The organism is Pseudomonadota bacterium (assembly GCA_016719885.1).
Lineage (GTDB): Bacteria > Pseudomonadota > Gammaproteobacteria.
This window is the reverse complement of the sequence record JADJYF010000005.1, coordinates 268,471-282,229: the sequence shown is the minus strand read 5'-3', so window position 1 is coordinate 282,229 and position 13,759 is coordinate 268,471. Positions and strand designations below refer to the sequence as shown.

12 protein-coding genes, 1 tRNA gene and 1 pseudogene are annotated in these 13,759 nt (G+C 64.5%); 5 read left to right on the top strand and 9 right to left on the bottom strand.

Annotated elements, in window-relative coordinates:
- Positions 1-7: 7 nt before the first annotated feature.
- The 4 genes from IPM80_06990 to IPM80_06975 are packed head-to-tail and all read right to left on the bottom strand — an operon-like array spanning position 8 to position 2,386.
- On the bottom strand, positions 8-820 hold the full coding sequence (locus IPM80_06990) for a thiazole synthase (protein ID MBK8958168.1): 813 nt from the start codon (positions 818-820) through the stop codon (positions 8-10).
- Between the two features lie 49 nt (positions 821-869).
- On the bottom strand, positions 870-1,067 hold the full coding sequence (gene thiS / locus IPM80_06985) for a sulfur carrier protein ThiS (GenBank protein ID MBK8958167.1): 198 nt from the start codon (positions 1,065-1,067) through the stop codon (positions 870-872).
- Between the two features lie 21 nt (positions 1,068-1,088).
- Positions 1,089-1,997, bottom strand: coding sequence for an MBL fold metallo-hydrolase (locus IPM80_06980; protein ID MBK8958166.1), 909 nt, complete (start codon positions 1,995-1,997; stop codon positions 1,089-1,091).
- The gene (locus IPM80_06975; protein MBK8958165.1) at positions 1,994-2,386 is read right to left on the bottom strand and encodes a response regulator; all 393 of its coding nucleotides are present in this window, start codon (positions 2,384-2,386) and stop codon (positions 1,994-1,996) included. The genes IPM80_06980 and IPM80_06975 overlap by 4 nt, the downstream gene beginning before the upstream one ends.
- Positions 2,387-2,657: 271 nt before the next feature.
- Between IPM80_06975 and IPM80_06970 the strand changes: the two genes are divergently transcribed.
- Positions 2,658-2,731, top strand: a tRNA-Gly gene (locus tag IPM80_06970).
- A gap of 42 nt (positions 2,732-2,773) precedes the next feature.
- A complete protein-coding gene (locus tag IPM80_06965) occupies positions 2,774-3,421 on the top strand; it encodes a hypothetical protein (protein ID MBK8958164.1) in 648 nt (215 codons plus the stop codon).
- Between the two features lie 27 nt (positions 3,422-3,448).
- Here IPM80_06965 and IPM80_06960 read toward each other — a convergent pair whose 3' ends face one another.
- The 5 genes and pseudogenes from IPM80_06960 to IPM80_06940 all read right to left on the bottom strand — a co-directional run bounded on the left by IPM80_06960 (position 3,449) and on the right by IPM80_06940 (position 11,328).
- A complete protein-coding gene (locus IPM80_06960; protein MBK8958163.1) occupies positions 3,449-4,138 on the bottom strand; it encodes an SPOR domain-containing protein in 690 nt (229 codons plus the stop codon).
- A 7-nt stretch (positions 4,139-4,145) separates the two neighbouring features.
- Entirely contained in the window at positions 4,146-5,888 is a 1,743-nt protein-coding gene (locus IPM80_06955) for an arginine--tRNA ligase (GenBank protein ID MBK8958162.1), read from the bottom strand.
- 83 nt (positions 5,889-5,971) lie between these two features.
- Positions 5,972-8,155 carry a primosomal protein N' gene (locus IPM80_06950; GenBank protein MBK8958161.1) on the bottom strand — a complete coding sequence of 728 codons (2,184 nt, stop codon included), beginning with the start codon at positions 8,153-8,155 and terminating at the stop codon, positions 5,972-5,974.
- Between the two features lie 11 nt (positions 8,156-8,166).
- Positions 8,167-8,823 carry a hypothetical protein gene (locus tag IPM80_06945; protein MBK8958160.1) on the bottom strand — a complete coding sequence of 219 codons (657 nt, stop codon included), beginning with the start codon at positions 8,821-8,823 and terminating at the stop codon, positions 8,167-8,169.
- 14 nt (positions 8,824-8,837) lie between these two features.
- Positions 8,838-11,328 (bottom strand): annotated as a pseudogene (locus IPM80_06940) (penicillin-binding protein 1A).
- Positions 11,329-11,522: 194 nt separating this feature from the next.
- Here IPM80_06940 and IPM80_06935 point away from each other — a divergent pair.
- From IPM80_06935 to pilO, 3 genes are read left to right on the top strand one after another with little or no spacing between them, the layout of a single operon-like run.
- Positions 11,523-12,587, top strand: a complete 1,065-nt coding sequence (locus IPM80_06935) for a pilus assembly protein PilM (protein MBK8958159.1) — start codon at positions 11,523-11,525, stop codon at positions 12,585-12,587.
- Complete coding sequence (locus tag IPM80_06930) at positions 12,587-13,165, top strand: PilN domain-containing protein (protein ID MBK8958158.1); 579 nt, start codon at positions 12,587-12,589, stop codon at positions 13,163-13,165. The genes IPM80_06935 and IPM80_06930 overlap by 1 nt, the downstream gene beginning before the upstream one ends.
- Positions 13,165-13,755: a type 4a pilus biogenesis protein PilO gene (pilO, locus tag IPM80_06925; GenBank protein MBK8958157.1), complete on the top strand. Its 591-nt coding sequence runs from the start codon at positions 13,165-13,167 to the stop codon at positions 13,753-13,755. Before IPM80_06930 ends, pilO begins: the two co-directional genes overlap by 1 nt.
- The last annotated feature ends 4 nt before the right edge of the window (positions 13,756-13,759 follow it).

Sequence of the window (13,759 nt, the reverse complement as noted above, 5' to 3'; positions counted from 1 at the left end):
GGGCGACTCAGGAGAAGAACGTGCCGTCGATGGGTGATGACGCCGAAGCATAGGCGCGGCGCGGCATGCGACCGGCCAGGAAGGCTTCGCGGCCGGCTTCGACCGCCTTGCGCATGGCCGAAGCCATCAGCACCGGACGCCGGGCTTCGGCGATGGCGGTGTTCATCAACACGCCGTCGCAGCCGAGTTCCATGGCGACGCTGGCGTCGGACGCCGTGCCGACGCCGGCATCGACGATGATCGGCACCTTGGCGTTTTCGATGATGGTGCGCAGCGTATAGCGATTCTGGATGCCGAGCCCCGATCCTATCGGCGCGGCGAGCGGCATCACCGCCACGCAACCGATGTTCTCGAGTTCCTTGGCGATCAAGGGGTCGTCGGTGGTGTAGACCATGACTTCGAAACCCTCGGCGCACAGGGTGCGGGCGGCGGCCAGGGTCTGCACGGCGTCGGGATACAGGGTCTTCTGGTCGCCCAGCACTTCGAGTTTGACCAGGTTGTGCCCGTCCAGCAGTTCGCGCGCGAGGCGGCAGGTGCGCACCGCGGTGTCGGCGTCATAGCAACCGGCGGTATTGGGCAGGATGGTGAACTGCTCCGGCGGAATGACTTCTAGCAGGTTCGGTTCGCCGGCATTCTGGCCGAGGTTGGTGCGCCGTACCGCCACCGTGACTATTTCGGCGCCGCTGGCGCGGATCGCGGCGCCGGTCTCGTCGAAATCCTTGTACTTGCCGGTGCCGACCATCAGTCGCGAACGAAAGCTGCGCGTGCCGATGCGCAGCAGATCCTCGCCGCCGGGTGGATTGGAATCGGGATTTGCCATGCTCTGCCTCGGGTCGAACGCGTGAGTCGGCAAGTATAACTGTTTGCGCTCAGCCGCCGCCGATGGCGGCCACCACCTCGACGCGGTCACCATCGCGCAGTTGCTGCTCGGCGTGCAGGCTGCGCGGCACGATCTCGCCATTCACTTCCACGGCGTAACGGCCGCGTACTTCGAGCAGGGCGATGAGTTCCGCAATGGAGAGCGCCGCCGGCACTTCGCGGCTCGCGCCATTCAACATCACACGCAGCGTGGTGGACACCAGCTTGACCTACAGCGGAATCTTCATGCCCTCGCGGGCGATATGGCATTCCATGTCGGATTTGCGTTCACGAATGATCTGCAGGCAATCGCGATGGATGGCCGCCACCTGCTCGTCGTCGTAGGTGGGATCGTGATGATAAAGGTACAGGCACCCGACACCGGCATCGATGGCAAGATTGACCGTGTCGACGTAGCACGAGTGTCCCCAACCACGCTTGCGACTGTAGTCGTGCGGCGTGTATTGCGCGTCGTGAACCAGGATGTCGACGCCCTCGATGGCCGACACTTCCGACGAACGCTGTTCGTCGACCATGCGCTCGAGCAGTTCGTGCTCGTCCTCGTCGAACTCGTGTATGCGTTTGGCGATCGACGTCTTCAGGAACTGCACTTCGTTGTCGGACACGTATACCACCGACTTGCCCGCCACCCGCATGCGATAGCCGTAGGTGACGCCCGGGTGATGCACGTTGTAGTAATTGATGCCGATGGGGCCATGCGCGAGGCCGTCGGGGCTCGGCTCGAGATACTGGATGTCGGCCATCCAGGTTTCGATTTCGACCGGGAAATACGGCGCTTTCATCTGGTCGGACAAGCGCTTCTCGATGTCCTTGGCGGTATCGCCCGGACCGAAGAACTTGATCTTCCAGTGCTTGGCAAAGGCCGGCTGGAAAAATGGCAGGCCGCAAATGTGATCCCAATGGTAATGGGTGAACACCACCATCAGTTCCGACAGCGCGCTTTGCGCCATCAGTTCTTCACCCAGCGAGATGATGCCCGTACCGCCATCGCACACCAGCAGGTGATCGTCACAGCGGATCTCGACGCAGGAAGTGTTGCCGCCGACCCCGAGGTGGGATTCGTGCGGCGCGGCGTAGGACCCTCGCACACCCCAGAAACGCAGGTAGCGATCGCTCATTCGGCGACGCGACCCGCGCCGAGATACTTTTCGATGAGAGAGCGTATCGCCTTCTTGGAGATGGGTTTGGCCACGAACTCCAGCACCCCGAGTTCCTTGGCCGCGGTGCGGTCCTGGGCGTAGTCCTTGGAGCTGATCATGACGGTCGGGGTGCTGACATGCAGTTCGTTACGCCGCAGTTCCTTCAAGAATGAATACCCATCCTTGTTCGGCATCATGACGTTCAGAAACAGCAGCCCGGGCTGGCGCGAGCCGAGAAAACTCATCGACTCCTCGGCCGAATCGTAGGCGTGGAAGATCAGATCCGCTTCGGCCGCAACCTGTTCGAAGAACGCCCGCATAGCCGCGCTGTCATCGACGAGAACGATGATGGGTTTGCCTGTTTGCATGCGCTCTTGATATCCGAACCCACAAGACCTCGATCACTCCCTGAAGCTCCGCTTTAAGCTATGGCCCTAACCTTTTGAGATCAGGACTATTGCAGACGAAGGATTCTGCGATATCCCGCGCTCCCCAACAAGCGCAATTGTAACCAGTTTGCCCCTGAAACCAAGCTCGCGAGAGCGCAATTGGGACACCGGCGACGTTCCTCACTCCGATAGCGGCGGCGCAACGTCGGGCTTTGACGCCAGCCCCATGCGCACTAGAATTCGGGCTTCGGCGGGTGTAGTTCAATGGTAGAACATCAGCTTCCCAAGCTGATTACGTGGGTTCGATTCCCATCACCCGCTCCACAACATCGAACCTGGACCTATCGCCCAGTGAGCACCCAGGCCTTGTCAGCCGTCCGCAACACGCAACTCGAGGCTGAGGCCCGGGCGCTGTACAGCCCGTCGCTGCCCTACCACAACTTCGATCACATCCAGGACACGCTGGCCTCGGCCGACAAGGTCATCGAGCGCTGCCGCGAAGAAAACATCCGCATCGACGCCGAAGTGGTGTACTGCGCGCTGCTTTTTCACGACGCCGGCTACCAGGACGACCATTTGGCGCGCGGCTTTGCGACCAAGGAACGCTACTCGGCGGCCCTCGCCGAGCCGATCCTGCGCCGCCACGGCATGAGTCAGGCGCAGGTCGACAAGACTGTCGCGGCGATTCTCGCCACCGAGCGCGACGCGGTGTGCGTCAGCGCCGAGCAGAAAGCGGTGCGTGCCGCCGACCTGTCCGGCCTGGCGGCGGACTACCCGCGGTTCCTGCGCAGTTCCCTGTGTTTGAAGCGCGAGCACGAAGTACTCACCCGGCGCAGCCTGAGTTGGGCCGAATGGCAGGCCGCGTCAGCCGAAGTGCTGGGTCACTACCTGACCCAGGAGATCCGACTGACCAGCTATTTCCACGATGCCGGCGGTGAATCCTCCTTCCACAAGGCGGTTCGCGCCAACCTGACACGACTGCTCGCCGAGCCCCGCGAGCCGGACCAAGACTAGGCCGGCAGCCCGCCCGCCGTCGGCGCCTCAGGTGGTGCCGGCGCCGCCAATCTTGAGCACGATGAAATCAGTCTTGTGCTCTTGCAACTTGAGACGCATGGCGCGCAGCTCATTGGCATCGCGCAAAGGCCCGACGTGGACGCGAAACCACACGTCCTGGCCATTGATGACGACGCGTTGGATGTTGGCGGCAATACCCTGCATGGCGAGGCGCGCCTTGGCCTGGTCGGCCTCTTCGTAGCCCTTGTAAGAGCCGATCTGCAGCACGTAGGCGGAGGTCTCGGCGGCGCCGGCGGGCTTGTCCTTGGCCGCCGTGGCTTCGCTCTTGCCGTCCTTGTCGAGCGCCTCGGCCGGTTTCTCCGGCTTCTGCTCTTTTTCTTCCTTCTCCCAATCCTGCACCGGCACTTCCATTTCCGGCAGGATTTTGTAGAAGTCGAATTTCGGACGCGGCGGTTCCAGCGACGCCTCGGCGCTCTCCGCGCCCTCGACGACCGGCGGCTCGTTGACGCGCGGCGCCTCGACCCGCGCCTCGACGTCCGCTATCGCGGGCGGCGGCGGTAACGGCGCCGCGCTCCTGGCGGTCCACATGTACACCGCCAGCGCCACCACCAGGCCGAGGCCGAGCCCGGTCACGAACGACACCCAGCTGCCGAGCGGCGCCTGCGGCTTGGGCTTGGGCGCGCGTGGCGTGGCGTGCTTGTAGTCTTTGGCGGCCATCGGCGCGTTACATCTCGCTCGGCGCGCTGATCGCGAGCAGGCCCAGCGCGTTGGCGATCACCTGGCGCACGGCGCCGATCAGGCGCAGTCTTGCCCAGCACACGCCGGCATCATCGACCAGCACCTTGTGGCCGTTGTAGTAGGCGTGGAACTCGGTGGCGAGGTCACGCAGGTAATTGGTCAACTGGTGAGGCTCGGCGGCGGCCGCGGCGCTGGCCACCACCTCGGAGAATTTCGACAGCACGATCGCCAGCCGCCGCTCGGGCGGCTCGCGCAGGTGCTCGGCCAGGCGCGCGCCGGCGGGGGGGGCGAGCGTGGCGCGCTCGCCGGCCTGGCGGAACACGCTGCACACCCGCGCGTGGGCGTACTGCACGTAGTAGACCGGGTTGTCGTTGCTTTGCGAGGTGGCGAGATCGAGATCGAACTCGAGATGCTGATCCGAGCGGCGCATCACGTAGAAATAACGGGCGGCATCCACGCCGACTTCGTCGACCAGGTGCTTGAGCGTGACGAACTCGCCGGCGCGCGTCGACATCGAGACCTTTTCGCCGCCGCGCACCAGCGCGGCGAACTGCACCAGCACCACGTCGAGTCTGGCGTCGTCGAGATTGAGCGCCTTCAGGGCCGCGCGCACGCGCGGAATGTAGCCATGGTGATCGGCGCCCCAGATGTTCACCACGCGCTCGAAGCCACGCACGAATTTTTCGCGGTGGTAGGCGATGTCCGAGGCGAAATAGGTCTTCACGCCGTTGTCGCGTACCACCACGCGATCCTTCTCGTCGCCGAAGTCGGTGGAGCGAAACCACTGCGCGCCCGCCGCCGTGTAGATGAAGCCCGCTTCGACCAGTTCCGCGATGGCGGTGTCGATGGCACCGTTGCGATTGAGCGATGCCTCGGAATACCAGCAATCGAAGTCGACGCCGAAGGCACGCAGATCGTCGGCGATCTCGGCGAGGATGACGTCCTTGGCGAAATCACGCACGGCATCGAAGGCGTCGGCGCCGAGCGCCGCACGCGCCGCGGCGATGGCGTCGTCCAGGTGCCGCTCGTCGTCACTGCTGGCGATGGCGGGCGGCACGTTGTCGGCGGCGCGCTTGAACGCGTCGCCGTCGCGCTCGCGCAGGGCGCGGGCGATGTCTTCGATGTAGCCGCCGCGGTAGGCCTGCGCCGGGAACGGCACCTCAAATTGATAGGATTGCAGGTAGCGCAGCCACACGCTGAGCGCGAGGATGTCCATCTGGCGGCCGGCATCGTTGACGTAGTACTCGCGCTCGACCGCGTAGCCACTCGCCGCCAGCAGCCTGGCGAGCACCGAGCCCACCGCCGCGCCGCGGCCGTGACCGATGTGCAGCGGCCCGGTGGGGTTGGCGGACACGAACTCGACCTGCACGCGGCGGCCGGCGCCGCTGTCATTGCGGCCGTAGGTCTCACCGGCGTCATGCACTTCGCGCACGACATCGAACACCACGTCATCGGCGAGCACGAAATTGATGAAGCCCGGGCCCGCCACTTCGACGCGGCTGAACAGCGGCAAGGCCGCCAGGGCCTGTGCGAGTTCATTGGCAAGATCGCGCGGCGCGCGGCGATTGGCCTTGGCCAGCAGCATCGCGACATTGGTGCTGAAGTCGCCATGCGCTTCGAGCTTGGGCGTCTCTATCTGATAGTCGGGGCGGGCGGAATCCGCCAGGATGCCGGCCTGGTGCAGACGCTCGATGACGTCGTCAATGGCCGTACGCAGAAGTGCTTTCAAGGTCGTTTCTCGGGGATGCCCGGGGTGGAAGCGCGGATTCTATCTTCTCCTCCGCGCGCGCGCGACGGAGAACGCCTGCGCAGCTACAGCGTGTCCTGCGGATCGACATCGATGGCCGGCCGCACGCGCGCCTTGCCGGCCATCTCGTCGAGCGCCGGCAAGGCGACGCGCAACAGCCGCCCGATGTCGAAGCGCTGGGCGGCGCGCATCACCATCAAGGCACGATAACGGCCGGCGCGACGCTCCATCATGGCCGGCAGCGGATAGCTCAAATCGAGATCGGCCGGCGCCTCGGCAAGCAACAGGCGGCGCGCTTCGCCGAGGAATTTCAAGGCCGCGCTGGGTGTCGTCGATTCGGCGCGCAGGATGGCCATCGCGCCATAGGGCGGCAGGGCCGCCTCACGACGCTGCGCCAGGGCGGTCGCCGCGTAGGCTTCGTAGCCGTCGTCGATGATCTGGCGCAGCACCGGGTGGTGGGGCTGATGGGTCTGCACCAGCACGCGTCCCGGCAGATCGGCACGACCGGCGCGGCCCGCGACCTGGATCAGCAATTGCGCGAGTCGCTCTTCGGCGCGGAAATCGAGCGAGTACAGGCGGCTGTCGGCGTCGACCACGCCGACCAGCGTGACCGCCGAAAAATCCAGGCCCTTGGCCAGCATCTGCGTACCGATGACGATGTCGACTTCGCGCGTATTGATGGCATCGAGCATCTGGCGCAGGGCGTCCTTGCGTCGCACCGTATCGCGATCGATACGACACAGGCGCGCCGTCGGGAACAACTCCGCCACCGCTTCCTCGATGCGCTCGGTGCCGAGTCCCATCAAGGCAATGTCCGGCGCCTCGCAACAGCGTGCGCCCGACTGGCGCGACCATTGCCGATCGCAATGGTGGCAACGCGCGGCATCCACGCCCTTGTGATAGACCAGGAACGCGTCGCAGCGATCGCAGCGTTTGGGCTCGCCGCAGTGGCGACAGATCAGGAGCGGCGAGTAGCCGCGCCGATTGAGGAACAGCATGACCTGCTCGCCACGCGCGAGGCAGTCGCCAATCGCCACCACCAGCTGCGGACTCATGCCGGCCGTGAGTTCGAGGCCACGCACGTCCAGGCATTCGATGGCCGGCATCGGCGCGCTGCCGGCGCGTGAGCGCAGCTGCGTGCACAGGTATTTGCCGCGTTCGACGTTGGCCAGTGTTTCCAGCGATGGCGTGGCCGAGCCCAGCACCACCGGCACCCGCGCGTTCTGCGCGCGCACCAGGGCGATGTCGCGCGCCGAATAGCGAAAGCCATCCTGCTGCTTGTACGACGGGTCGTGTTCCTCGTCGACCACGATGAGACCGAGCTGCGGCAGGCGCGCCCATACCGCCGAGCGCGTGCCGATCAGGATGCGCACGCGGCCGGACGCGCAATCGCTCCAGGTCAGCATGCGTTCGCGTTCGCCGAGCCCCGAATGCAGCACCCCGACCGCCTCCCCGAAGCGGCGCCGGAAGCGGGCCACGAGCTGCTCGGTGAGCGCGATCTCCGGCACCAGCACCAGCGCCTGGCGGTCGCGCGCCAGGCAGTCGCCGATGGCCGCCAGGTAGACCTCGGTCTTGCCGCTGCCGGTCACGCCTTGCAACAGCACCGCGCGAAAGCCGTCGGCGGCGGCGATGATGGCTTCGGCCGCCACCAATTGTTCGGCGTTGAGCTCAGGCGCGGGACCATGGGCCACGCGCACCGACGCAGCTTCGGCAGGCGCCACGAGGCCCAAAACGACTAGACGTTTGACGACCGTGCGCCACGCGAAATCGGCGTCGGTGAAAGCCGCCGCGCCGGCCGGCCCGGCGGCGAAGCTGGCCAGGACCTGGCGCTGGCGCGAGGCGCGCACGCGCCCCTCGGCGAGTGCCTGGGCGCCCGCTTCGGTCAAGGCCCAGGTGTCGGCGGGCACCACCGGCAGGTCGCGATGACGTCGCAACCACACCGGCAACATGTTGCCAAGCACGTCGCCCAGCGGGTGCTGGTAATAGGCCGCCGCCCACTGCGCCAGCGCCAGCGCCTCGGCATCGAACACCGGCGCGGCATCCAGCACCGCCTCGATGGGCTTGAGGCGCGAGTGTTCGAGCTCACTGCCGGCCTTGCGTTCTAGCGCGATACCGATGCGTTGCGCACGGCCGAAAGGCACCATCACGCGCTGTCCCGGCGCCGGCGCATGGGCTTGCAGAGCTTCCGGCAGCAAGTAATCGAACACGCGCCGCAAGGGCGTGAACAGCGCGACGCTGACGATATCCACGGCGCGCGGATTCAGGGCGATTGGGGCGCGGCGCGAGTGGCGAAGTCGCCGACGAACACCTCGCCGCTGTCGATCAGTGCATCGAGCGCGGCCAGATCGGCACGCTGCATGGCGCGGCCGTCGATGGCGCTCAGGGGTTGGCGGCTGTTGTGCGCGGGCAGCACCGTCAGTTCAAAGGGTTCGTCGTAGAGCGTGAGCAGGATTTGCGGCAGCCGTTGCGGCGTGGCGAGGCCCGCCACGCGCAGCTGCGTTTCGTCGAGTTCGTAACTCATGCGGCGCTCGAGCAGGAAGCGGGTCACCGCTTCGAACTCGTCACTGCGCAGGTGCAGGCTGATGGGCGTGAACTCGCAGGCCGTGCCGTACAGCACCGGCCCGACCAGCACCGGCTGGAACGGCGCCAGCAGGCGCAGCGCCTTGTAGGCAACGCTGCGCAGGTGGGCGATGCGCTGGCCGTGGCGCGCGCCATGGAACAGGCGCAGGTAATCGATCACGGCGCGGTGCAGCTCGAGGTTGTCGGGCAGGTCGCGGCTCTGTTCGGCGCCGAGTTCGCGCAGGGCCTTGCGTCGCGCGCTGTCGAAATCGACCACGCCGCCATCCACCAGCAGCCGCGCGGCATGGTTGGCTATTTCACTCCTGCCGACGCGGGCCGGATGGGGTCTGCGTCCCATGGCCGCCGCGCGCCTCAGAATATCTGCTCGGCAGCGGTGCTGCCGGAACGCTCGCCACCGTGCTGGGCAGGCAGCAGTTCATCGCCGCCGAGACTGCCGCCCTCACCGCTTTCATCCGCGCGTCCGGGCACATCGGCGGCACGGAAGGATTCGAACATGGCATGTGGGTCGTTGGCACCGGCCAGCAGTCCGGTGTCGGGGTCGATGCGCACCGTGACCACGCCAGGCGGCTGTTCGAGTTCCGCCTCCGGTGTGTCGGCCAGCGCCGCGCGCATGTAGTCCATCCACATCGGCAATGCCGCCTGCGCGCCGGTCTCACGCCTGCCGAGCGGCGCGACGCGGTCGAAGCCGACCCACACGGTGGTGACGTTGCGCGCGTTGAAGCCGGAAAACCACGCGTCTTTCTGGTCGTTGGTGGTGCCGGTCTTGCCAGCCAGATCCTTGCGCTTGAGGTCGCGCGCGCGGGTCGCGGTGCCGCGCTTGATGACGTCCTGCAGCATGGAATTCATGATCCAGACATTCTCGGCCGACACCACGCGCGGCGCCACGTTGGCCGTCGGGTTCTGCTCGATGTCCTTCAAGGCCTCGATGTCGTCGGGCTCGTTTTCGACGTCCAGCGGCGCCTTTTCGCATTCGTGGCATACCGTCAAGGGCTGCGCCTTGAAGATTTCCGCGCCATCCGACGACTCGATGCGATCGACGAAGTAGGGCTCGACCTTGAAACCGCCATTGGCCAGCACCGCGTAGCCGCGCACCAGTTCCAGCGGCGTGACCTCGCCACTGCCGAGCGCCAGCGACAGGTTGGCCGGCAGTTCCTGACGCTTGAAAGCCATAGCGCTCGACGAAATCGAGCGCGTACTTGATGCCGATGGCGCGCAGCAGACGAATGGACACCAGGTTGCGAGACTTGGTCAGCGCTTCGCGCAGACGCATGGGCCCGAAGTAGTTGCCCGAATAGTTTTCCGGACGCCAGGCATTTTCGAGACCGGGGGTTTCGAACACGATGGGCGCGTCGTTGACGAAGCTCGCGGCGGTGAAACCCTTGTCGAGGGCCGCCGAATAGATGAATGGCTTGAAGTTCGAGCCGGGCTGACGGCGCGCCTGCAACACGCGATTGAACTTGCTGTGCTCGAAGTCGAGCCCGCCGACCAGCGCCAGCACGCGGCCATCGCTGGGGTCGAGCGAGACCAGCGCACCTTCCACCGCCGGCAACTGGCTGAGCGCCCAGTAGCCGCTGGCGGCGACGCTGTCGGCTTTCTTGGGGTCGGGATCCGGCTCGACCCAGCGCACTCTTATTATGTCGCCGCGCTGCACGAGGTCGGCGGCCTTCGCGGGCGCCGCGCCGACACTGTCTTCCGACAGGTATTTGCGCGCCCAACGTAAGCCTTCCCAGGGCAGCGTGATGACCCCGGCGCTGTCGTGGAACGCCACTACCTGGCGCTCCTGGACGGTGAGCACCACCGCCGGCTGCTGCCCGGCCGACTCCGGGTACTTGGTCAGGATCTTGTGCCAGGCGGCGGTGTCTTCCTGTGGTGCCAGGGCCACGCGCGCTTCCGGTCCGCGATAGCCGTGGCGACGGTCATAGTCGAACAAGCTGCCGCGCAGCGCATCGGTGGCGGCGCCCTGCAGGTTGCTGGGCAGGGTGGTGAACACGCGAAAGCCGCTGGTGTAGGCCGCGTCGCCGTACTTGTCCAGCATGTAGTCACGCACCATCTCGGCGATGTGCGGCGCCGGCACTTCCACCGCCTGGCCATGCCATTGAGCATTGACCGGCGCATCGACCGCGGCGGCGTACTGGGTCTGGTTGATGTAGCCGAGCTTGAGCATGCGCCCCAACACGTAGGTGCGGCGGTCGCGGGCCGCCTCCGGATCCGTGATCGGGTTGTTGCGCGATGGCGCCTTGGGCAGGCCGGCGATCATGGCGATTTGGGCGAGGTCGAGTTTCTCCAGCGTGACCCCGTAGTAGACCTGGGCAGCCGCCCCCACGCCGTAGGCGCGATGGCCCAAAAAGATCTTGTTCAGGTAGAGCTCGAGGATCTCGTCCTTGCTCAACTCCCGCTCGATGACACAGGCCAGCACCACTTCCTTGAGCTTGCGCTCGTAGGTCTTCTCCGGCGACAGGAAGAAATTGCGCGCCACCTGCATGGTGATGGTGCTGCCGCCCTGCTTTTTCTCGTGGGTCGAGACCAGCCCCACCACCGCCCGCACGATGGCCATCCAATCGACGCCCGGGTGTTCGTAGAACCGATCGTCCTCGGAAGCGATGAAGGCCTGCTTGACCAACGGCGGCACCTGGTCGATGCGCACCGGATTGCGGCGCTTTTCGCCGAACTCGGCAATGAGCCTGGCGTCGCTCGAATAGACCCTGAGCGGCGTCTGCAGGCGCACTTCGCGCAGCGACTCGACCGGCGGCAGCTGAGGCAGGATGTACCACATCACGCCCGCCGCGCCGGCCAGACACAGGACGAGCACGAGCAGCAGGCTATAAAACGAAAAGCGCAACATGTTGGGGGCAGGAGCGGCCGAAACGCCTATATGTGATGTACGTTTACTTTAAAAGACAGGCGTAACATTCGATTTCTATTAGTTTTTATAGAAAAATAATGTTGTTTTTCAGTCGACGCTTGGCTATAGTTAGGTTGAATTTTTAAGGTTACGACGTACTTTTGCTAGCTAACTGATTAATTCAAAAGGGAAATATGGTGTCTCTCTTTCGCCGCGCAAATGCACCACTCTTGGGGATCGACATCAGTTCTACGTCGGTCAAGTTGCTTGAGCTGTCTCGCACCGGCGGCCGGTACCGCGTGGAGAGTTACGCGGTGGAGCCGTTGCCGCCAAATTCCGTGGTTGAAAAGAATATAACGGATGCCGAGCTTGTCGGCGAGGCAATACGCCGCGCGGTGGCCAAGAGCGGCGCGAAAACCAAGACCGCCGCGTGCGCGGTGGCGGGCTCGGCAGTCATCACCAAGATCATCACCATGCCGGCCGAACTGTCGGAAGACGACATGGAGAGCCAGATCCAGATCGAGGCCGACCAGTACATTCCCTACCCGCTCGAGGAAATCAGCCTGGATTTCCAAGTGCTGCAGCCCTCGGAGCATGAACCCGACAAGGTCGACGTGATGCTCGCCGCCTCGCGCAGTGACAACGTCGACATACGCGTGGCGGCGCTCGGCGTCGGCGGTTTGACCGCCAAGGTCGTGGACGTCGAGGCCTTCGCCCTCGAGAACGCCATGAGCCTCTTGGTCGAGTCCAACGAACTCATCGCCGACTCGCACGTGGTGGCGGTGATGGACGTCGGCGCCACCACCTCCACGCTCAGCGTGCTGGAGGATTCGAAGATCATCTACACGCGCGAGCAGTCTTTCGGCGGTCGCCAGTTGACCGATGAAATCCAGCGCCGCTACGGACTGTCCTACGAGGAAGCCGGACTCGCCAAGCGCCAGGGTGGGTTGCCCGACAACTACCAGCCGGAAGTCCTGCAGCCGTTCATGGAATCCATGGCGCAGGAGGTCAACCGCGCGCTGCAGTTCTTCTATTCGTCGAGCCAGGTCGGCGCGGTCGACCATGTCGTGATCGCCGGCGGCTGCGCCTCCATCGAGGGCATCGACAAACTGATCCAATCGAAGATCGACACCTCGGTGACGGTTGCCAACCCATTCAAGAACATGTCCGTGTCCTCGAAGGTCAAGGCCGAGGCGCTCGCCAATGACGCGCCGGCCCTGATGATTGCATGCGGACTGGCATTGAGGAGCTTCGACTAATGCCGCGCGTTAACCTACTTCCCTGGCGCGAAGAACTACGCAAGCAGCGGCGCACGGAGTATTTGTCGATCCTCGGCGTGTGCGCGGTCGCGGCCGCCGCCGTGTGGTTCAGCATCCACCTCTACTTCAATGCCCTGATTGAACAACAGCAGCGCCGCAACAATTTCCTCACCGCCGAAATCAAGCTGCTCGACAAGAAGATTGCCGAGATCAAGCAGCTGGAAAAGGAAAAGGAAAACCTGATTGCGCGCATGAAGGCCATCGAAACCCTGCAGACCAGCCGCCCAGTGGTCGTGCACCTGTTCGACGAACTGGTTTCGACCTTGCCCGACGGCGTCTACCTGACTTCCATCGCGCAGACCGGCAACAAGGTCACCATCAAGGGCATCGCGCAATCGAACGCGCGCGTCTCCAATTACATGCGCAACGTGGAAGCCTCGCAGTGGGTGCAGAACCCCAAGCTGTCCATCATTCAATCCAAGACCGAAGACGGCAAACGCATCGCCGACTTCACGCTGACCCTCACGCAGACCAAGGCCAAGTCCGGCAAGGAAGGCGATGACGAGGAACAACTCTGATGAAAATGTCAGATCTCAACAATCTCAATCTTGAGAACATCGGCAGCTGGCCGGCGCCGGTCAAGATTGCGGGCGCGATCCTGGTCGCCACCCTGATCATCGGCATCGGCTGGTGGCAGGACATCGACCCGTTGCAGCAGAAGCTCGCCGGCGAACAGAAAAAGGAAGGCGATCTCAAGATTGCCTTCGAAGGCAAACAGAAGAAGGCCGCCAACCTGCCGGCACTCAAGCAGCAGCTGGAGGACATCAAGGAAACCTTCGGCGACCTGTTGAAGCGCCTGCCGAACAAGACCGAGGTGGCGGAACTTTTGGTCGACATCTCGCAGCAAGGCCTCGGTGCCGGACTCGAGTTCGACCTGTTCAAACCGGGCAACGAGCAGCCGGCCGATTTCTACGTCGAGTTGCCGATAGAAATCCGAGTGATCGGCACCTATCACCAGTTCGGCACGTTCATCAGTGGCATCTCCGATCTGCCGCGCATCGTCACGAGTCACGACATCAAGATCACGCCGACCACCGGTGGCCGGCTCATTTTGCAGACGACGGCGAAAACCTATCGTTACATTGATGAGGAAGGCGAGGGGTCCTAATCAT

Coding starts and splice junctions, on each gene's coding strand:
- IPM80_06990 (MBK8958168.1), bottom strand. CDS start 820: ATGGCAAATCCCGATTCCAATCCACCCGGCGGCGAGGATCTGCTGCGC.
- IPM80_06980 (MBK8958166.1), bottom strand. CDS start 1,997: ATGAGCGATCGCTACCTGCGTTTCTGGGGTGTGCGAGGGTCCTACGCC.
- IPM80_06975 (MBK8958165.1), bottom strand. CDS start 2,386: ATGCAAACAGGCAAACCCATCATCGTTCTCGTCGATGACAGCGCGGCT.
- IPM80_06960 (MBK8958163.1), bottom strand. CDS start 4,138: ATGGCCGCCAAAGACTACAAGCACGCCACGCCACGCGCGCCCAAGCCC.
- IPM80_06945 (MBK8958160.1), bottom strand. CDS start 8,823: ATGGGACGCAGACCCCATCCGGCCCGCGTCGGCAGGAGTGAAATAGCC.
- IPM80_06935 (MBK8958159.1), top strand. CDS start 11,523: ATGGTGTCTCTCTTTCGCCGCGCAAATGCACCACTCTTGGGGATCGAC.
- IPM80_06930 (MBK8958158.1), top strand. CDS start 12,587: ATGCCGCGCGTTAACCTACTTCCCTGGCGCGAAGAACTACGCAAGCAG.
- pilO (MBK8958157.1), top strand. CDS start 13,165: ATGAAAATGTCAGATCTCAACAATCTCAATCTTGAGAACATCGGCAGC.